Annotated in this window: 18 protein-coding genes and 2 pseudogenes; 7 read left to right on the forward strand and 13 right to left on the reverse strand. The window is 61.3% G+C overall.

Annotated features, from left to right (window positions below):
* Positions 1 to 178: 178 nt before the first annotated feature.
* Both AB2N04_RS18750 and AB2N04_RS18755 read right to left on the reverse strand, forming a co-directional pair.
* Positions 179 to 1,069, reverse strand: a complete 891-nt coding sequence (locus tag AB2N04_RS18750) for an autoinducer binding domain-containing protein (RefSeq protein WP_367716208.1) — start codon at positions 1,067 to 1,069, stop codon at positions 179 to 181.
* 23 nt (positions 1,070 to 1,092) lie between these two features.
* Complete coding sequence (locus tag AB2N04_RS18755; RefSeq protein ID WP_367718869.1) at positions 1,093 to 1,455, reverse strand: hypothetical protein; 363 nt, start codon at positions 1,453 to 1,455, stop codon at positions 1,093 to 1,095.
* Here AB2N04_RS18755 and AB2N04_RS18760 point away from each other — a divergent pair.
* The gene (locus AB2N04_RS18760; protein WP_367718858.1) at positions 1,381 to 2,079 is read left to right on the forward strand and encodes a transporter substrate-binding domain-containing protein; all 699 of its coding nucleotides are present in this window, start codon (positions 1,381 to 1,383) and stop codon (positions 2,077 to 2,079) included. The genes AB2N04_RS18755 and AB2N04_RS18760 overlap by 75 nt on opposite strands.
* Before the next feature lie 46 nt (positions 2,080 to 2,125).
* Here AB2N04_RS18760 and AB2N04_RS18765 read toward each other — a convergent pair whose 3' ends face one another.
* Together AB2N04_RS18765 and AB2N04_RS18770 are read right to left on the reverse strand one after the other, a co-directional pair.
* Positions 2,126 to 2,947, reverse strand: a complete 822-nt coding sequence (locus AB2N04_RS18765) for a sterol desaturase family protein (RefSeq protein WP_367716210.1) — start codon at positions 2,945 to 2,947, stop codon at positions 2,126 to 2,128.
* An 84-nt stretch (positions 2,948 to 3,031) separates the two neighbouring features.
* Positions 3,032 to 3,445 (reverse strand): tellurite resistance TerB family protein, encoded by a 414-nt coding sequence (locus AB2N04_RS18770; protein WP_367716212.1) that lies wholly within the window; start codon positions 3,443 to 3,445, stop codon positions 3,032 to 3,034.
* A gap of 146 nt (positions 3,446 to 3,591) precedes the next feature.
* Between AB2N04_RS18770 and AB2N04_RS18775 the strand changes: the two genes are divergently transcribed.
* Complete coding sequence (locus tag AB2N04_RS18775; protein WP_367716214.1) at positions 3,592 to 5,247, forward strand: lysine--tRNA ligase; 1,656 nt, start codon at positions 3,592 to 3,594, stop codon at positions 5,245 to 5,247.
* Positions 5,248 to 5,272: 25 nt separating this feature from the next.
* Here the strand turns inward: AB2N04_RS18775 and AB2N04_RS18780 are convergent, their stop codons facing one another.
* From AB2N04_RS18780 to phnF, 9 genes and pseudogenes are all read right to left on the reverse strand, one after another.
* Positions 5,273 to 5,902: a thermonuclease family protein gene (locus AB2N04_RS18780; protein ID WP_367716216.1), complete on the reverse strand. Its 630-nt coding sequence runs from the start codon at positions 5,900 to 5,902 to the stop codon at positions 5,273 to 5,275.
* Positions 5,899 to 6,546, reverse strand: coding sequence for a S24 family peptidase (locus AB2N04_RS18785; protein WP_367716218.1), 648 nt, complete (start codon positions 6,544 to 6,546; stop codon positions 5,899 to 5,901). The genes AB2N04_RS18780 and AB2N04_RS18785 overlap by 4 nt, the downstream gene beginning before the upstream one ends.
* Before the next feature lie 181 nt (positions 6,547 to 6,727).
* Positions 6,728 to 7,294, reverse strand: coding sequence for an ActR/PrrA/RegA family redox response regulator transcription factor (locus AB2N04_RS18790; protein WP_367718859.1), 567 nt, complete (start codon positions 7,292 to 7,294; stop codon positions 6,728 to 6,730).
* Positions 7,295 to 7,360: 66 nt separating this feature from the next.
* On the reverse strand, positions 7,361 to 8,683 hold the full coding sequence (locus AB2N04_RS18795) for an ActS/PrrB/RegB family redox-sensitive histidine kinase (protein WP_367718860.1): 1,323 nt from the start codon (positions 8,681 to 8,683) through the stop codon (positions 7,361 to 7,363).
* Positions 8,684 to 8,721: 38 nt separating this feature from the next.
* Positions 8,722 to 11,182: pseudogene (gene hrpB / locus AB2N04_RS18800) on the reverse strand (ATP-dependent helicase HrpB).
* Entirely contained in the window at positions 11,182 to 11,823 is a 642-nt protein-coding gene (locus tag AB2N04_RS18805) for an ATP-binding cassette domain-containing protein (protein WP_367716220.1), read from the reverse strand. Before AB2N04_RS18805 ends, hrpB begins: the two are co-directional and overlap by 1 nt.
* 12 nt (positions 11,824 to 11,835) lie before the next feature.
* Positions 11,836 to 13,515: an ABC transporter permease gene (locus AB2N04_RS18810; RefSeq protein ID WP_367716222.1), complete on the reverse strand. Its 1,680-nt coding sequence runs from the start codon at positions 13,513 to 13,515 to the stop codon at positions 11,836 to 11,838.
* Between the two features lie 21 nt (positions 13,516 to 13,536).
* On the reverse strand, positions 13,537 to 14,733 hold the full coding sequence (locus AB2N04_RS18815) for an ABC transporter substrate-binding protein (protein ID WP_367718861.1): 1,197 nt from the start codon (positions 14,731 to 14,733) through the stop codon (positions 13,537 to 13,539).
* Between the two features lie 153 nt (positions 14,734 to 14,886).
* Positions 14,887 to 15,648, reverse strand: a complete 762-nt coding sequence (gene phnF / locus AB2N04_RS18820) for a phosphonate metabolism transcriptional regulator PhnF (RefSeq protein WP_367716223.1) — start codon at positions 15,646 to 15,648, stop codon at positions 14,887 to 14,889.
* Positions 15,649 to 15,775: 127 nt separating this feature from the next.
* Here phnF and phnG point away from each other — a divergent pair, with 127 nt between their 5' ends.
* The 5 genes and pseudogenes from phnG (at position 15,776) to phnK (ending at position 19,663) form a co-directional block, all read left to right on the forward strand.
* Positions 15,776 to 16,243 (forward strand): phosphonate C-P lyase system protein PhnG, encoded by a 468-nt coding sequence (gene phnG / locus AB2N04_RS18825; protein ID WP_367716224.1) that lies wholly within the window; start codon positions 15,776 to 15,778, stop codon positions 16,241 to 16,243.
* The gene (gene phnH / locus AB2N04_RS18830) at positions 16,240 to 16,851 is read left to right on the forward strand and encodes a phosphonate C-P lyase system protein PhnH (protein WP_367718862.1); all 612 of its coding nucleotides are present in this window, start codon (positions 16,240 to 16,242) and stop codon (positions 16,849 to 16,851) included. Before phnG ends, phnH begins: the two co-directional genes overlap by 4 nt.
* Positions 16,852 to 16,854: 3 nt before the next feature.
* Entirely contained in the window at positions 16,855 to 17,964 is a 1,110-nt protein-coding gene (locus tag AB2N04_RS18835; RefSeq protein ID WP_367716225.1) for a carbon-phosphorus lyase complex subunit PhnI, read from the forward strand.
* Positions 17,961 to 18,851 (forward strand): alpha-D-ribose 1-methylphosphonate 5-phosphate C-P-lyase PhnJ, encoded by an 891-nt coding sequence (locus AB2N04_RS18840; protein WP_367716227.1) that lies wholly within the window; start codon positions 17,961 to 17,963, stop codon positions 18,849 to 18,851. Before AB2N04_RS18835 ends, AB2N04_RS18840 begins: the two co-directional genes overlap by 4 nt.
* Positions 18,852 to 18,885: 34 nt before the next feature.
* Positions 18,886 to 19,663 (forward strand): annotated as a pseudogene (phnK, locus tag AB2N04_RS18845) (phosphonate C-P lyase system protein PhnK).

Below are 19,663 nucleotides of genomic sequence, written 5' to 3' on the forward strand. Positions count from 1 at the left end.
TTGCAAACAGGCTCTTGTAAGCAGAAGTAAAATAATGTTTGCACGCAAACATAAGGCAATCTGAAATCTCGTCCCGCCATATTTGGCTCCCTCACAAGATTTCCACCATAGCAACACAATATCGAGACTCTTGCAACTTGTCGGATACATCGTTTTGCAATCCATGGCTGCAAGATATTCAATCAAAAATGCCGCAGCGTATTGCTTCTGCAACGGCATGGACACGGTTTGACGCTCCAAGCTTTGTTTTTGCGTTCAATAGATGCTTCTCGGCAGTATGTTCGGAAATGCCAAGTATCTGGGAAACCTCCCATTCCGATTTCCCCTGAGCGGCCCATTGAAGGCACTCCTTCTCGCGCGGTGTCAGCCGAGGGACATCACCGCGCCGGTAGAGCAAATGGCCGGGACCTAGCTTCCGACGGGCACGTTCGGTCAGTTCACAAACCTCACGCTCGCTTATGCAAAGTATCTCTGCGATTTCCGCGATTGACCTGCCGCGCGCCGAAAGCTGCACGCACTCCTTTTCCTGCGGGCCGAGCTCCCGGAAACGATCTTCCCCCCGCACGCTCAACGCATGACCGGTGGCATAGGCGGCCATAAAAGACATCATCTTCATGTCTTCCGGGGACAATTCGACACGCTCTCCGGCGAAAGACATCACGATCTCGCGTCCTTCAAGAGTGGTAAAAGCCATGGCGATGCCATCGACAAGCTTGAAATCGCGAGCTTCCCTGAACAGCTGAACCTGTGTTCGCGACCCCTGGTGGTTTTGCAGGACGTCACGCCACAAAATCACGTTTCCGCTTTGGCGGACTTGGTCTACGATCGGGTCATGAAAGATATAGTTGCGGGAAACATACCGGTCGATCCATTCTGCTGGCCAGTTGCTGAGAATAAGATGCGCAACCTGTTCCCCCGGCGAGGTGCCCTGCCCCGGCAGCGTGCCCGCACACACAGCATTAAGGCCGTAATTCTGCGCAATGGATGTCAGTGCGGAAACGATGGCAACCGAACTTCGGGCATTCTGGATCTGCTCTATAAAGGCTCTGGTCTTGTCAAAATCGGACATATGTTTTCAACCCCGCCGATGTATCATTCGACCTGCCTTGGAAATATCCATACACGCCCCATAATGTCCTGCGAATCCTGTCGATAATAACAATGATATTTCGAACCACACAAAGCATATTCGAAAACAATATCATCATATTGTTTGCCGACTACATTAAACGCGCATTCTGTCTCTTTTTTTATTTCACCGCCACTGTGGCTTTTCTGCTTGGCTTTACTCTGTCGGGAACCGCGCAGGAGAGCGCTTTCCCGGTGTTTTCCGATCCAAGGAACCAGCATTCGAAACCGGATCTCTCCTCGCTGCCCAGATTGCGCTTTCTTACGACGGTTGATTTCTACCCGTTCAACTACCTTGATGCCGCCAATCGGCTCAGCGGTGTTCACATCGATCTCGCGCGCATGATCTGTGAGAAACTCGATTTGAGTGAGCGCTGTCAGGTGCAGGCACTGCCCTGGGAGGAGCTTGCCCCGGCAATGGAGGCACAGCGCGGCGAGGCCATTCTTGCCGGGCTTGCGATGACGGCGGAGAACCGGGAGAAATACTTGTTCTCCATACCCTATTTTCGCTTCCCCGCGCGCCTGATAACCCCGCGCTCATCTCCACTGGCAGAGCCGCTTCATGCGTCTGTCACCGGACTGCGGGTCGGTGTCGTCGGCCAGACTGCGCATGAAGTGCTGCTGCGGGATCTGTTTCCCAGAGCCCGCAGTGTTGTCTACAGCCGGCAGGACTGGATGTATGAAGACCTGAAGCAGGGGAGAATTGACGCAATATTCGGCGACGGGGTAACGCTGAGTTTCTGGCTTGCCGGAAAAGCCTCAGAGGGATGCTGCTCTTTTTCCGGCGGGCCCTATCTCGCGTCCGAATATCTGGGACAGGGGCTGGCCGTTGCGACCTCAAGAGACTTGCCGCAACTCGCTGAGGCCATTGATTTCGCTTTGCATGAGATCCAGGTCAGTGGCGGTCTGAACGAAATTTACCTTCGCCATTTCCCGACAGGTTTTTATTGAGAAACCCGCGTCGAGACCTGCACGCCTGCCAGCGAAGCCATTCCCTCTAGCGGCCGCGAAGGGCGCGAAACGGCAGTGAGAGCATCCAGACAAGCCGCGCCGTAAGCGGCCCGCGATACTCCGAAAGCCCGATTTCCATGCCATCGTGCCCCAGCCTGGGCTGTGCCGTATAGGTTTTGAACAGACGATCCCAGAATGGAAAATTGAAACCGTAATTTGAATCGGTCTCACGCCTGATTGAAGAATGATGCACGCGGTGCATGTCGGGCGTGACCACAACGTGGCGCAGCCACCCGTCGAGACGAAGTGGTATTCTAACGTTGGAATGATTGAACATCGACATGCCGTTCAAAACGATCTCGAAGACCAGGACAGCCATCACGGGCGCACCCAACGCGATCACGACCGCCGCTTTCCATAGCATTGAAAGCAGTATTTCGAGCGGATGAAACCGCAACCCCGTCGTGACGTCGAAGCCATTATCGGCATGGTGCATCCGGTGGATACGCCAAAGCAACGGGATTTTGTGGCTCGCCACGTGCTCCAGCCAGACTGCAAAATCAAGTATGGCGAATGCAATCATGGCGGCGACTAACGGTGCGATGTCGACCGAATTGAACAGACCCCATTGGTTCGTTTTGGCCCACACGGCCGCGCCAACCGCGGCTGCCGGGAAAACCACCCGCAAAATCAGCGAAGAAATGAGCACCATGGACAGGTTGGAAAACCAGCGGCGCGACTTGAGTGCACCCAGCATCTCGGGTCGCTCAAGGCGTGGTGACCACAACTCATACCCCGCCATGACGGTGAATATTGCAACAAACGCACCAAGCCGTATCGTCGCTTCGGACAGGAAGAATGAAGTCATGCCGCAATTAATCCTGCCCCCGGCTCAAACGCCAGTCACATAAGCTTGACCAGCGTTCGGTCACAAAGCGCGCATGCGCTGGGATCACAGCAGCGCGCGTCTGCGTGCCTGTGCCGTCCGCTCGATGGCTGCGGCAACCAGCGGCTCAAGCTGCAGACGGCTGCGCACGATATGCAACATGCGCTTTTCCTCCGGTTCCACATACATGTCGGCGGCTGCAACCTCGACAGCCAATGCGTAGGCCGTATCGTGCAGTTTCACCGGCACCGTGTCGCGCACGGCTGTAAGAATGCGCTCCAGCCCGTTATCCTCCTGCAGGATCTGCTGGCACTTGCGCGCCACTTCAATAATGCGATCGTCATCAAACTCCCGGAAGACCGGCCAGGACCGGATTGTGTCGCCAATGATGGCAAGCTCTGCGTCAGTCATGTCACGGTCGGCTGCAGACATGACAACCATCAGGTAGATTAGAGCCTCTTGCGCGCTCGGCTGTGCCATATCAATCTCCGCTGGCAAACTCATGAGGACCGAAAGTAGGTAGCCAGACCACGTGCCGCAATGAAAAATCGTCGCTTCGATTGACGCATCGGCTGAGCCGTCTTACAGGCTTGGCGCTTAATCGAAATCAAACTCTGGAAAGCGACATGACGACGGCAGGCCAAGATGCGCTTGAATTGACGCCCGAAGTGATGGAGGCCGCAGCCGAGAGCAAGGCCTGGCCCTTTGAGGAAGCGCGCAAGATCGTCAAACGCTACGAGGGCGGCAACTTCCCCGATACGGTTCTGTTCGAGACGGGGTACGGGCCTTCCGGGCTGCCCCATATCGGCACTTTCGGTGAAGTGGCCCGCACCTCAATGGTGCGGCATGCCTTTCGCGTGCTCACCGAAGACAGGATCAAGACGAAGATCCTGTGCTTCTCTGATGATATGGATGGTCTGCGCAAGGTTCCCGACAATGTGCCCAACAAGGAGATGCTGCGCTCTCACCTGGGCAAGCCACTGACGCAGGTGCCGGACCCCTTTTCAAACGAATACCCCTCATTCGGCGCCGCCAACAATGCGCGTCTTCGGTCCTTCCTCGATCAGTTCGGCTTCGATTACGAATTCGCCTCCTCCACGGATTATTATGCGTCGGGGCGGTTTGACGCGATGCTTCTCACCCTGCTCGAGCGCTACGACGCGGTGATGGACATCATGCTGCCCTCGCTGCGTGAGGAGCGGGCCCAGACCTATTCGCCTTTCCTACCGATCCACCCCAAAACCGGCGTGGTGATGCAGGTTCCGCTCGAGGAGCGAAAGGTCGATGCAGGCAGCATTGTCTGGCGCGACCCCGAAAATGGCGAGCTGTTCGAAACACCGGTGACCGGTGGCCACTGCAAGCTGCAATGGAAGCCCGATTGGGCGATGCGCTGGGCCGCACTCGAAGTCGATTACGAAATGTCCGGCAAGGATCTGATCGACAGTGTGAAACTTGCAGCACAGATTTGCACCGCGCTCGGCAAGAAACCGCCGGAAGGCTTCAACTATGAGCTGTTTCTGGATGAGAACGGCCAGAAAATCTCCAAGTCGAAAGGCAATGGCCTGACCATCGATGAATGGCTCGCCTATGCCCCGACCGAGAGCCTTTCGCTCTACATGTTCCAGAAACCGAAAGCGGCAAAGAAGCTCTATTTCGACGTGATCCCGCGTGCGGTGGACGAGTACTACACCTTTCTGTCCGCCTATGATCGCCAGGACTGGAAGAACCGTCTCGGCAATCCGGTCTGGCACATCCACGACGGCACGCCGCCGGCAACCGAACTGCCGGTTCCGTTTGCGCTGCTGCTCAACCTGGTCAGCGCCTCCAATGCGCAGAACACGGATGTTCTTTGGGGCTTCATCTCGCGCTACGCGCCCGGCGTCACGCCTCAGACACACCCCGAGCTCGACCGGCTCACCGGCTACGCGCTGCGCTATTTCGAAGATTTCGTGAAACCGTCCAAGGCATTCCGTGCACCCGACGAGGTCGAACGCGAGGCGCTACGCGGCATCAAAGACGCCCTTGGTGCGTTGCAGTCAGATGCCGATGGCGAAGCGATCCAGAATGCAATTCTGGATGTGGCCCGCGGCATCGAGCGCTATCAGGATCACAAGCGCAAGAGCCCCAACGGAGGCCCCGGTGTTTCAGTGGCCTTCTTCCAGATGCTCTATCAGGTGCTTCTGGGGCAGGAACGGGGCCCACGCTTCGGCTCATTCGCTGCGCTTTACGGCATCAATGAAACGCGCGGGCTGATCAACGCCGCGCTCGACGGGAACCTCTGATCCCGGTCAGGTTCCAATCGTCTCTCTATAATCCCGACGGCCCGCCGCCAAAAATGCCTTTGCCGGCAATGCGGGCCGTCTTTTCCTTGTCCGGATAAGGCCCATCGGCATCGGCCAGCGCCCAGCCATTCTCCACCAGCCAGGCTCCCACATCCCGCCCAGCAAGCCGGCAGACCATCGTCATTTCGGCCACCTGATCAGCAGCATTGTTTTCCTGCGGATCCTGCGCGTGGCATTCCACCGCACGGCCGCGCAGCCAGTAACGGAACGCAGTGCGCGCCCGCTTGCCGCAGGGCCAGACAGCACCTGAGCTGGCGTCGCAAACCTGATCTGGGGAGATGATGCGAATGCCGGCAATCCTGATTGTGCGCCCTTCCGCCTGGAGCAGGCCGGCCGCAATCGCGATCGGCTGGTGATAGAGCGTGTCCACCGGTCCCGGCTCGGGCGCGGGCTGACCAAGCTCGCTTAGCGGCGCACGTGGTTCGGTTCGTTCCAGCCCGGACGGGTCAACCGGTGGAGGCGCGAAAAGTTCGGGGGCGATAATGCGCGGCTGCCGACGCTCCTGGGCAAATGCGTCTTCAGTTGTCCCCAAAGCGGCGAGTGCTGCGAGGCACATGCAGGCAGCAGTACCTGCCCGCGCACGCCATGGTCTCATTGGCTCGCCCAGATGATCCGCGCCATCCACTCCATCTCCTGCCTTTGAAGAACCCGGTTCGCGTGATCTGGATTGAGCGAGAGCAACTCGACCTCGCGGCTCGTCTGCCGCAGGAGAACTTTGGCCATCACCTCGCCGCTTGCCGCCTTCACGACAACGCGATCACCACGCTGCAGTCTGGCGGTGGGGTCGACAATAAGCGTATCTCCGTCGCGATAGAGCGGCATCATGGAATCGCCCTGCACCTGCAATGCATAGGCACCTTCACGCGCTGGCCCCGGCAGATCCACATGCTCCCATCCTTCTCCATGCGGGAAGCCCGCATCGTCGAAAAAGCCTCCGGCCCCTGCCTGGGCAAAGCCGATGAGCGGGACGCTGGGCGGCGGATGCATATAAGGTTCGGTGGGGCGCCCCTCAGAGTGAAGCAGCATCACGAATTCCGACAGTGTGGTTCCCGTCGCATCCATGATCTTCGACAGGGATTCGGTAGAGGGCCAGCGCGGGCGTCCGTCTGAGGACAGGCGTTTGGATTTGTTGAAAGCCGTAGAGTCCAGCCCTGCACGCCGGGCAAGACCGGAGGCAGAAAGCGAGTGACGCGCAGCCAACGCGTCTATGGCTGCCCAAACCTTGTCGTGCGAAAGCACGGGACTCATCCTTCCAGCGCTTCAGGAACAGGAAAATATACCTGTTTTCGTTGTAACGTCGCGCGCGGACCTTGTCCACCAGCCTCTGCGCGCTGTTGCCACGTCAAAACGATACAGCGGTATCGTTCCACACTAGGAAAAATCCCCAGTACTTGCCTGGGGCTCAAGCCTCACGCACCCCTCAACGCGGCGCGCGTTTGGCCAGAATACGCTGCAGCGTGCGCCGATGCATGTTCAGCCTGCGCGCCGTTTCCGAGACGTTGCGGTCGCACATTTCGTAAACCCGCTGAATGTGCTCCCAGCGCACCCGGTCGGCCGACATCGGATTTTCCGGGGGCGCCACCTTCTCTCCGGCCTGCCGTGTCAACGCTGCAAAAACGTCATCGGCGTCTGCGGGTTTGGCCAGATAGTCGATGGCGCCAAGCTTCACCGCAGTCACGGCCGTGGCAATGTTTCCGTAACCGGTCAGGATGATGGTACGGGAATCCTTGCGCTTTTCGCGTATGGTGGCCACCACGTCGAGACCATTGCCATCTGCAAGCCGCATATCCACCACGGCGAAGGCCGGTGGCGCGGCTTTCGCGCGCGCAACCGCCTCTTCCACCGATTCAGCGGTCTCCACCGTGAATCCACGGCTCTCCATGGCCCGCGCCAGACGGGTGAGGAATGGCTTGTCATCGTCAACGATGAGCAGCGAACGGTCCTCGCCCAGCGCGACTTCCGGGTCTTCCACGGTGTTGCTTGTCATATCCAGCACGTTCAGCACATTATGTTTCCTGAAATCTTTCTAACCCAAATCCGTCAGCTTTCCAATTTAGGACTCTTTGCCGACGAATCCAGATGCCTCCTCGGGCACTACGAAGATTGATCGCGGCCAGATCACTTCTGCGAATGCACCCTTGCCCTTCTCGGCAAGATTGCCGAATCGGATCTGGGCGCCAGAACGCTCAAGTAGTGTCTTGGCAATGAAAAGTCCCAGCCCGAGCCCGCCGCCACTGCTGCCATCGGAGGATCGCTTCGACATGTAGGGTTCACCGATCCGATCCAGGATTTCAGCGGGAAAACCATGGCCGTCATCCACCACGAGAAGCCCGACGGTGTCTGCGTCCCAGTGCCAGCGGATCGTGACGCTTTCGCGCGCGAAATCCACCGCGTTCTCCACCAGATTGCCGAGCCCGTAAATGACACCCGGGTTGCGCCGTCCCACCGGCTCCGGTCCTTTCGTTGCGCCCGGCTCCAGGCGGATATCGATGCCAAAATCGCGGTGGGGAGCAGCGGTTTCCTCGATCAAAGAGGTGAAGGGCTGGCGTGCCATGTGCGCCTCGCCTTCCGACGACAGGCTGGTCAGCTGGCGCAGAATCTCACGGCATCGCTCGCTCTGGGTGCGCAGCAGCGTCACATCCTCGCTGAAACGCTCGTCCTTGCCGAGCGCACGTTCCATTTCGCGCGCCACCAGCGCGATGGTGGCCAGTGGGGTGCCGAGCTCGTGGGCAGCGGCGGCCGCCAGACCATCCAGCGCAGAGATGTGCTGTTCCCGCTGCAGCACCAGTTCGGTGGCCGCAAGCGCGTTGGCCAGAAGCCGGGCTTCCTTCGCGACCCGATAGGCATAGACCCCGGTGAAGGCGATGCTCGACACCACGGCGATCCAGACACCAATGATGTAGACAAGGGGCATCACCAGCTCGGTGCCGGGGAACCATGGAAGCGGGCGATGGAAGACGGCGAGCGCCGTGGTAAGGGCCACCACCAGAGAGCCAAGAAGCGCGGTCCAGCGCAGTGGCAGCGATGTGGCGGAGATCACGACAGGCACTGTCATAAGAAGCGCGAAGGGATTTGTGAGGCCGCCCGTCATGTACAGCAAACCGGCAAGCTGGAACGCATCGAAGGTAAGAATCCCGAGTGCGGCCAGGGGAGCCAGCCTGTGCGTCACGGGATAGCGAAATGCCAGATGCACATTGAGCCACGCCGAAGCCGCGATCAGCGCGAAACACAGGCCGACCGGTAGCGGAAAATCGAGCCCGAAGGCGACAACGATCACTGCCGCACTCTGACCGATGATCGCCAGCCAGCGCAGCTTGATCAACGTGTTGAGCCGCAGGCCATGGCTCGGATCGTGGGCCCTTATATCCTCAAGCATGGCTGGGTTATGAGGGAAGTCCACCTCCACTCCAAGCGTTATTTTTTACGCGGTTTGGCGCGATGTGTCGCGGCTGCGCTGGCCGGGTGTTCAGGCCATACATGCTTGGGATAGCGGCCTCGCATATCGGCGCGCACATCCGCCCACGACCCGACCCAGAAACCCGGCAGGTCGCGCGTTGTCTGGATCGGCCGGTGCGCAGGCGAAAGCAGCTCCAGTTTGAGTGGGATCCCATCGGCGACCGTGGGGTGTTCGGTCAGGCCAAAAAGCTCCTGCACCCGGATTGCCAGCACCGGCCCCCTCCGCCTCGTAGCGAATGGGCACGCGACTGCCTGAAGGAGCGTCAAAATGGCTGGGGGCCATCTGGCCGATGCGCCTTTGAAATTCGTGCGGAACCAGCGCAGTCAGCCCCTCGCGCAGGATGTGCGGCGCCAGTCTGGAAAGTGACGCCTCGCCGGCAAGGAAAGGCAGGAGCCAGTCGTCGAGCCGTTCAAGAAGCGCCTCGTCCGACATATCAGGCCATGGGTCGCCCTTCGCCGCGTGGAGCCAGGCAAGCTTGCCCCTGAGCGCCTTCGCTTCCCTGTCCCAGGGCAGAAGCGACAGCCCGTTTGCCCGCACGGCGTCGATCACCGCTCGGTCGGCAGCAGCGCCCGATGGCGGCGGCAGAACCTGCTCGGCCAGCACCAGCGCGCCCAGCCGGCGCACCCGCCGCTGCCTGAGCGTGCCCGCGCCACGGTCGAAGCGTGTCTCGGTAACCTCCTCGATCAGATGCCCGAGCGCGCCCACGATCTCTTCCTCGTCAATCGCCGCTGCCGAAGCAATGCGCGCATTCTGCGCCCGCCCCTGAAGATCGGCGACGACCAGAAAGGCGCTTCCGGCAAGGCGCTCCTCCGGAGCCAGCACGCCGCCGCGCCCATTGACCATGACGAAATGCCCATGCGCGCCCCGTGCTTTGGCAACGCGGTCGGGCCATGCATGAATGAGAAGAGCGCCCGCATGCGGCGCATCCCCGGCGCGTTCACCACCGGCCGCCTTTGCCAGCCGCGCTGCGAGCTGACGCGCCTTTTCCGCCCGCGTGCCCTTCTCTTTACGGAAGCGCTGTAACCGGTCGTCCAGATCGGCGGACCGGCCACCCAGCCCGCGTTCTGACAGGAGAACGGCGAGTTCGGCTGCGGCTTGTGCGTGACCGTCTTCCGCCGCGCGCGCCACCATATGCGCCAGCCGCACCGGCAAAGCGAGCCTGCGCATCGCCTCGCCCTCAGCCGTCAGCCGGCCCGCCTCGTCCAGCGCTTCGAGCCGCCGCAGAAGACTGCGCGCCTCGACAAGCGCCGGGGCCGGCGGCGCATCGAGAAAGGAAAGAGAAGCCGGATCGCTGACGCCGAAGGCAGCGCAATCGAGCAACAGACCCGACAGATCCGCCTCCAGAATTTCCGGCGGCGTGAATGCGGGCAGCGCAGCCGTCTGCTCCGCGCGCCAGAGGCGAAGCGCGATGCCGGGTGCCGTGCGACCCGCACGGCCAGCACGCTGATCGGCTGAAGCGCGCGAAACGCGCACGGTCTCCAGCCGGGTCAGACCCGTCGAGGGTTCGAATTTCGGCAGGCGCGACAGACCACTGTCAATCACCACCCGCACGCCATCAATGGTCACCGAGGTTTCCGCTATGGCTGTCGCCAGAACCACCTTGCGCCGACCTTTGGCCGCGGGCCGGATGGCGGCGTCCTGTGCACGCCCGTCGAGGCCGCCATAAAGCGGCGTTACGTCCACATCGGCGGGCAACCGTTCGGCAAGGCGCTCCGCTGTCCGCTCAATCTCGCGCTGGCCGGGCAGGAAGGCGAGAACGCTGCCCTCCTCCTCCGCCAGAACCGTGCGCACCGCCCGCGCCATCGTCTCCTCGATGGCCTCGCCGGAGGGCCGTTCAGCGTGGCGCAATTCGATGGGAAAACTCCGCCCTTCGCTCTCGATCACCGGTGCATCACCCAGAAGCGTTGCGACCCGCGCGCCATCGAGCGTGGCCGACATGACCAGAAGCCGCAGATCGGGCCGAAGTGCGGCCTGCGCGTCAAGCGCCAGCGCCAGCGCGAAATCGCCATCGAGCGAGCGTTCATGAAACTCGTCGAAGAGCACTGCGGAGACCCCCGAAAGCTCCGGATCATCGACGATCATGCGCGCAAGAACGCCCTCGGTGACCACAAGAATGCGGGTTTTGGCAGAAACCTTTCGCTCCATGCGCATGGCATAGCCAACCGTCCCACCCGGCTCTTCGCCAAGGAGCGCCGCCATGCGCCGGGCCGCAGCACGCGCGGCAAGCCGGCGCGGCTCCAGAAGCACGATGCGGCCGCGCGATGCCCATTGGGCATCCAGAAGCGCCAATGGTGCAAGTGTCGTCTTGCCCGCTCCGGGCGGCGCGACGAGCACCGCCTTGCCTCGGGTCTCCAGCGCGCCTGCAAGCGCCGGCAGCACGTCCGTTACCGGTAGGTCTGGGAGTTCAAGCCTCGTCATTATCCGGCGATCCGCACGATGTCACCGCCAGCAGCCTCTGCGTCTGCCTCATCATGCGTGACGAGAAGCACCGGCAAACCTGTGTCACGCGCCTTGGAAAAGACGAGCTCACGGGTTTGCGCGCGCAGGTCTGCGTCAAGCTTGGAGAAGGGTTCATCCAGAAGCAGGGCACGGGGTGACGACACGAGCACCCGAGCGAGCGCCACACGCGCTTTTTGCCCACCGGAGAGCGTTGCCGGATCCCGGTTCTGAAGCCCCGCAAGCCCGACACCCTCAAGTGCGTGAGCGACGCGCTCGGCGCGTGCCTCGCGGCCGCGCACCCCTTCAGGCAGCGCGAACATGAGGTTGCCGCCAACGCTCATATGCGGAAACAGCAGTGGATCCTGAAAAAGCACGCCCATATGCCGGTCTTCAGGCTTCAGCGCAGTCACCTCGTTTTCGTTTACGAAAACCCTGCCCCGCGCCGAAAAGACCGGATCGAGAAACCCGCCGATATAGGCCAGCAACGTGGATTTTCCTGCTCCCGACGGACCCATCACGGTCAACACGCTTCCTGGCGCAACCCGTTTGGTCAGCGAGATGATCTCGCGGCCCTCGAGCTTGATTGCCACCCCGTCTATGAAAAGCCCGGTATCCCTCAAATCCGTTTCCGTTCAAACATGCATGTCGCGGTAACGGCGGAATATCAGCGCCGGCACGATCGTGGCAACGGCAAAACCTGTTGCGGGCAGCAACATCTGCATGAAGGCATAGATCCCGATCACGCGACGATTGCCACCGGAGGCGAGCGCTACCGCCTCCGTGGTGATGGTGGTCAACCGGCCGGCACCCACCAGAACCGTAGGCAGATAGAGACCGATCGATACGGAAAACCCTATGGCCGCAACCGCAAGCAGCGGTCGCGCCAGCATCGGCAGGCGAATGATAAAGAAGCGCCGGGCCGGGCCCTTTCCAAGGCCCGCCGCGATCTGATCATAACGGCGGTCGAAGGCACGCCACGGGTCCCGCAGGCTTAGCCAGGCATAGGGCAGCACGAAGACAAGATGGGCGAAGACAAGCGCTGTCCACGTGGCCGCCATGCCCGCAAGAATGAAGAGCAGCTGAAGCCCGAACAGAAAGGCCACCTGCGGCACGAGCAGTGGCAGGTAAAGCACTGTCAGCGCACCGCGCCCCGGCGGCCTCGCAGTTTCATCCTCCCGGGCAAAGCAAAGTATGGCGATCACCACGGCAATCATCGTCGAGACGAGCGCAACCGACAATGTGGTGGCCAGCGGCTCCATGAGGTTGGGCAGAACGCGCGTCCAGTTGCGCAGTTCGAACCGCGCCGGCAGCAGGTCCGGGTATTGCCATAGCCCTGCAACGGACCACAGCGCCAGCGCCAGCATGCCGGCAAAGATCGCTCCTGCCGATAAAAGCATCAAGGCGAGCGCGCCGAGCCTCAGGGTGCCGTCGCGCCGAAACCGCCACCCGGCAGAGGCAAGACGCTCGCGCACCCGCGCGCCAATCTTCTCCAGCCCGATCCAGATAAGGATCGCCGCCGCCGTGACGCCCAGTTGCAGAATGGCCCCTGCCGAGGCGAGGAAGCGCATGGACAGGTCTGGGTCGTTCATCCAGTTGACAAGCCGCACTGCGAGCGGCGCCGGCGTCGTGGGACCCAGTATGGCGGCGACATCCACCACCGAGGTGGCGAAAGCAATGACGGCGAAGACGGGCAGGCGGATCTGCGGATAGATCGAGGGCCACAGGCCAAAAACGAAGCCGGAAATGCGGCCGTATCCCATCGATGCGATCAATGCCCGCATACGCGCCGGCTTGACCTGCGGCAGGGCGGCCAGCGTAACGAGCAGCAGGAACGGAATTTCCTTCACGATCAGCCCCGCCATCATCGAGAGACCAAGCGGGTCGTGCACGATCAGCAGATCAGGCGGACGTTCCCAGCCGGTGAAGCCCGGTGAGATGATCCGTGCGATGAGGCCGGAGGGCGCGATGAGGAAAGCCAGCGCGAATGCGGTGGCCGCATGCGGCACGGACAGGAGTGGCGACAAGAGGTGCTGTATGCGCACAAAAATGCGTGTGCCACCCCATGCGGCCGTGAAAAGCATCACGGTCAGGAGTGAAATTGCGGCTGTAACGAGCCCGGTCACAAGACTCATCAGCGCCGACATGAAGATGGCCGGTTCTGCGAACAACCTTCGAAAAGGTTCGAGATCAAACGACGTTCCACCCAGGGCAGGCAGATAGCCGAAGGCCGGCAGCAATGTGCCGGCCAGCCCGAACGCGACCGGAACGGTCAGAAGCCCGATGGCGAGAAAGGGACCGAGGCGCGTCAGCATCGGGCTCGTTCCACGCCGCGGCTAATTGCCAACCCCATAGCGACGTTTCCACTCGGTTTCGATGCGCTCCATCCAGCTTGAATGCGGCTCATCCAGTGCCGGGCCAAGTTCGTCTGGACGCAATGTCGCGACACCAAGGTCGATGGCATCGAAGCGGGCGCGGTCTTCCGCACCCAGTCTGTCGAGTGCAAGCACTGTCGGATCGCCCCAGATGGCCGGATCCTGCTTGCGGGCCTGTGCCTCTGGAGAAAGGAAAAAATTGGCCACAACCAAAGCGCCCGCCTTTGCCGAAGCGTTGTAGGGGATGGTCAAAAAATGCGTATTGGAAAGCGTCCCGCCGGGAAAGGTGAAGGAGCGCACCGTGTCCGGCAATTCGCCATTGGCAACGGCATTGGAGGCCTCCGCAGGATTGAAGGCAAAGATGATGTCCAGCTCCGAATCGGCCAGAAGCTGCTTCATCGCCGGGTAATTTTGCGGATAGGCACGGCCCGAGCGCCACATGACCGGGTTCAGAGCGTCGAGATAGTCAAACAGGGGCCTGGTTACCTGGTCGAATGTCTCTTCATCGACCGGTTTTTGCAGCAATTCAGGATTTTCGACCGTCTCCGCAAGAACCTGCTTCAAAAATGAAGACCCTATGAAATCCGGCGGCTGCGGATAGGAAAAGCGTCCCGGATTCTGCTTTGCCCATTTCAACAGACTGTCCGCGTCCTGTGGCAGGGCGCTCACCTGCGTACGGGCGGAATCGTAGAAGAATACAAGCTTCGCCATGCCCCATGGGCTTTCCAGCCCTTCCACCGGCACGGTGAAGTCGGTTCGGATGGTCGGCTTGTTCTCGACATCGACAAAGGCCCAGTTGGGAAGCTTTTCCGCCCAGCCCGGCGAGAGGATCAGCCCCTGCCGCTTCATGGCGGCGAAGTTCTCGCCATTGATCCAGATGAGATCCACCGTCCCGTTCTCATCGCGGCCTGCAGCCTTTTCCGCCACCACGGTGGCGACCGCGCTCGCGGTATCCTCAAGCTTCACGTGTTTGAGCGTGACGTTGTAGCGCTCCTTCAATTCCGCACCGGCCCACTCGATATAGGCGTTTATGTTCTGCGACCCGCCCCAGGCGTTGAAGTAAACCGTTTCCCCACGCGCATCTTCCAGAACAGACGCCCAGTCGTCGGGATTGGGCTCGTCCTCTCCGGCGCTTGTGGGAATGGCACCGAGCGCCAGAATGGCCGTCGAAAAAACAAGTGACCTCACGCAAATCCCCTCAATCGCCCAGAGTTGAAATTTCGACGATAGAGCACGTCGGGACTTGGCAAATCAACGCAAACCACCTCGCAATACGGTCACTTCACGGTGAGTTTGAGGTGAAATGCCGTATCAATCCGCGGCTTCCATGCCGGCTCCCGGAATGTGCAATTCGATTCGGTCGGCAGCGAAGCGGGTTTCGGAATATTGCACCGGGCAACCGTCGGTATCGACATTGATGGCGATGGTGACGAGGACGATCGCACCGGGCGAAAGCCTGAGATCCTGAAGATCACCGGAATCGGCGTGCCGCGCTGTTACATTCGTGCTCTGGCGCAGATAATCGTCCAGCCCGAGCTCCCTGAACGATGCGGTGATGGAACGCGTGCGCTCAAACGCCTCCGCCATGCCGGAGAACCGTTGCGCGTCAAACCAGCTTCGGGCACGGGAAACAGGCCGCCCGTCGGCGTGCGAACGTGTTTCGAGCCGGATCACCGGGGAGCCGGAAGAAAGGCCGAGAGCACGGGCAACCTCGACCGGCGCCGTTTCAACTGCATGGTCGAGCAGATCTGCAGCCAACCCGCGTGACTGGCCGGCCAATCCCTCGGAGAAGCGCGTGCGATTGCGGATGGGATAAGCAAGCCGCTTTCGCCCTTCCACAAAAGTGCCTCGCCCTTGCTCGGCCCTGAGCACCCCCTCCTGAACCAGCGCGGCAATGGCGGTGCGCACCGTGTGCCGGTTGACACCAAAGCGCTCGGCCAATGCCATCTCGGGGGGCATGCGCCCCTCACTGCCAAGCGAGCCTTCGCCGATCTCGCGCCGCATGCGGTCGGCGATCTGCCGCCAGAGCGCAATACCGCTGCGTCGTTCGATGACCTCTTCCTCCACCTGCACCACTTTTCTCCGTTCCCCGCCACTATTGTCATCAACGCGTCATGGACACTCGCTAGGCAAAGGTCATAATATGTATAGTTGTCTAGAACAATAGACAATTTGAGTTTTTGACATGGATGGAGCCGTCATGGTCTCACGACACGAAAGACAGGTGGCCAGCGAGCGAAGACGCGAAGCGATGGCCGTGCTGGCAAGGGCAAGCGGAAGTGATCTGATTGCGCTTTGGAACGAAGCTGGGCTGCCAGATGATGCCGAAACCCTGCGCGGGCCGGAAACCGGGCTGGTGACTGTGCGCGGGCGCATGGGAGGCGGCGGCGCGGCATTCAACTTCGGCGAAGCCACCGTCACACGCGCCACCGTCAAGCTGCCGACAGGCGAAGTTGGCCACGCCTATGCACTCGGCCGCGAAAAGGTGAAGGTGCGTGTAGCCGCCCTTGTGGACGCGCTAAGACAGAAGCCGGATCTCCAGGAACAGATCGAAGAGAAGATTCTCGTCCCCTTGCGTGAACGATTGGCTGAGGCAGATGCCACACGCCGTGCCGAAACGGCTGCCACGAAGGTCGACTTCTTCACCATGGTTCGCGGAGAAGACTGATGCTTGATTCCATCGCCATCGAAGGCGGCTTCCAGAACGCTGTGTTTGACGCCCAGGCCATTTTTCGCGCGGTCATGCAGGCCATGGCCGAGCCCGGAACCATTTACAAGGGTATCGCGCTCGCCAAACCGCCCGCGCCACTGACGCCGGAGGCGGCAGCCATCGCACTGGCACTTTGCGATCAGGACACACCGATCTGGCTTGATCCTGCACTTGCCGCCGAAGAGGCCGTTCGCGCCTGGCTTGCTTTTCACACCGGCGCACCGCTCGCCAACACGCCAGCCGATGCGCATTTTGCGTTCTCCGCCGACCCGGAACACCTGATCGGTCTGGAGAACTTCGCCCAGGGGTCGCAGGAATACCCAGACCGCTCGGCCACGCTCATCCTTCAGGTGAGTGACCTTTCGGGCGGCAAAGAACTGGTTCTCGACGGCCCCGGCATCGAAAGCGAGGCACGTCTGGCGCCGCGACCGCTGCCACGCCATTTCATCTGCCAATGGGGACAAAACCATGCCCGCTTTCCCAGAGGCGTCGATCTCATTCTGGTCAGCCGTGAGGGCCTTTCGGCCCTGCCCCGCTCCACCCGCATCACCAGCCAGGAGGCATGAGCCATGTATGTAGCCGTAAAGGGCGGCGAAGCCGCCATCCAGAACGCACACCGGCTTCTGGCCGACCGTCGCCGTGGCGACCGCGCCCTGCCCGCCATCACGCTTGAACAGATCGCCAGCCAGCTTTCGCTCGCCATCGACCGTATCATGTCCGAAGGCTCGCTCTACGACACGGGCCTTGCGGCACTCGCCCTCAAACAGGCACGGGGCGACATGATCGAGGCGATTTTCCTTCTGCGAGCCTACCGCACCACGCTCCCGCGCTTTGGCTATTCGCGCCCCGTCGATACGGCGGCCATGCTGGTCGAGCGGCGCGTTTCCGCGACATACAAGGACCTGCCCGGCGGGCAGCTTCTTGGCCCCACCTTCGACTACACGCATCGACTGCTTGACCCGGAACTGGCCGAAGGTGCAGAGCCGGCAGCGCCCGAGGCGCGCAGCGAGGCGGAAGAGGCGATGCCACGCGTGTCCGACATTCTCGCCAGTGAAGGCCTGATCGAGGAAGACGGCTCGCTGCCCGAAGACCGCGAGCCCGGCGACATCACCCGCGAGCCACCGGAATTCCCCATGGAGCGCGACCTGCGCCTCCAGGCGCTTTCGCGGGGCGATGAGGGTTTTCTCCTTGCGCTCGGCTACTCCACCCAGCGCGGCTATGGTCGCAACCATCCCTTCGTCGGAGAAATCCGTATTGGCGAGGTGGAGGTGGAGATCGACGTGCCTGAACTCGACTTCCCAGTCACGCTCGGCCGCATCCGCGTCACCGAATGCCAGATGGTCAACCAGTTCAAGGGGTCGAAGAAGGTTCCACCACAGTTCACCCGCGGCTACGGGCTGGTGTTCGGTCAGTCGGAACGCAAGGCCATGGCCATGTCGCTGTGCGACCGGGCGCTCCGTGCAAACGAGCTGGATGAAGACATCACCGCACCGGCGCAGGACGAGGAATTCGTCATTTCGCACTGTGACAACGTGCAGGCCACCGGCTTCGTCGAACATCTGAAGCTGCCGCACTATGTGGATTTTCAAGCCGAGCTTGGCCTCGTGCGCCAGATGCGCCGCGAATACGAGGAGCGCCACAAGGACGCAGACACCGAGCGCCGGGAGGCCGCCGAATGAACGCCCACACCGACAACATCGCCCAGTACAATTTCGCCTATCTGGACGAACAGACGAAGCGCATGATCCGCCGCGCGATCCTCAAGGCGATCGCCATCCCCGGCTATCAGGTGCCCTTCGCCAGCCGCGAGATGCCGATGCCCTATGGCTGGGGCACTGGCGGCGTGCAGGTGACGGCTTCGATCATCGGGACGGATGATGTGCTCAAGGTGATCGATCAGGGTGCCGATGATACGACCAATGCCGTATCCATCCGGGCCTTTTTTCAGAAGGTCGCCAATGTGGACGTCACCACCCACACTGCGGACGCAACGATCATTCAGACGCGTCACCGCATCCCCGAGGAACCGCTGAAAGCTGGCCAGGTGCTCGTCTATCAGGTGCCGATCCCCGAGCCTTTGCGCTTCCTCGAGCCGCGCGAGACCGAGACGCGCAAGATGCATGCGCTTGAGGAATACGGCCTCATGCATGTGAAGCTTTACGAGGACATCGCCCAGCACGGCCACATCGCCACCACCTTCGCCTATCCGGTGAAGGTCGAGGGGCGCTATGTGATGGACCCGTCGCCAACGCCGAAATTCGACAATCCGAAAATGCACATGTCGAAGGCGCTCCAGCTTTTCGGCGCAGGCCGCGAAAAGCGCATCTATGCCGTGCCGCCCTACACGCGGGTCGAAAGCCTCGATTTCGAGGATCACCCCTTCGAGATACAGACCTTCGATGAGCCCTGTGCGCTGTGCGGCGGCACGAATGTCTATCTCGACGAAGTGGTTCTCGATGATCGCGGCGGGCGCATGTTCGTCTGCTCCGACACCGACAATTGCGAGGCGCGCCGCGCCGAGGGCCATCGCGGGCCCATGGCGGGCGACGAGACTGCGGCCATTTGATGCGCAAACTTCTGAAAACTCGCGGAGAAATCCAATGACCGACGAACCGCTGCTTCGCGTTCGCTCCATCTCGAAATTCTACGGCAACCGTATCGGCTGCAACGACATCTCCTTCGACCTGTGGCCGGGCGAGGTTCTGGCCGTGGTGGGCGAATCCGGTTCGGGCAAGACCACCCTCCTGAACTGCCTGTCAACGCGCCTCCTGCCCACGTCCGGCACCGTGTCCTACCGCATGCGCGACGGAGACTTTCACGACCTCTATCGGATGAGCGAGGCCGAACGTCGCTTCCTGATGCGCACCGACTGGGGTTTTGTTCACCAGAACCCGGCCGACGGTCTGCGCATGACGGTTTCTGCCGGCGCCAATGTCGGCGAACGGCTGATGGCCGTGGGCGAGAGGCACTATGGCAATATCCGCGCCACCGCCACCGACTGGCTGGGCCGGGTGGAAATTTCCGAGGATCGCATTGACGATCAGCCCCGCGCTTTCTCCGGCGGGATGCGCCAGCGCCTGCAGATCGCCCGCAACCTCGTCACGGGGCCCCGCCTCGTCTTCATGGACGAGCCGACCGGCGGTCTCGACGTGTCGGTGCAGGGCCCGCCTGCTCGATCTCCTGCGTGGCCTCGTTCACGAGCTTGGCCTGTCGGCCATCGTCGTCACGCATGATCTGGCAGTCGCCCGCCTTCTCTCCCACCGCATGATCGTCATGAAAGACGGTCACGTGGTGGAAAGCGGCCTCACCGACCGGGTGCTCGACGATCCGCAGGCGCCCTACACCCAGCTTCTCGTTTCCTCCATCCTGCAGGTGTGA

Origin of the sequence: Nitratireductor sp. GISD-1A_MAKvit, from assembly GCF_040819555.1 — a bacterium.
Classification (GTDB): domain Bacteria; phylum Pseudomonadota; class Alphaproteobacteria; order Rhizobiales; family Rhizobiaceae; genus Nitratireductor.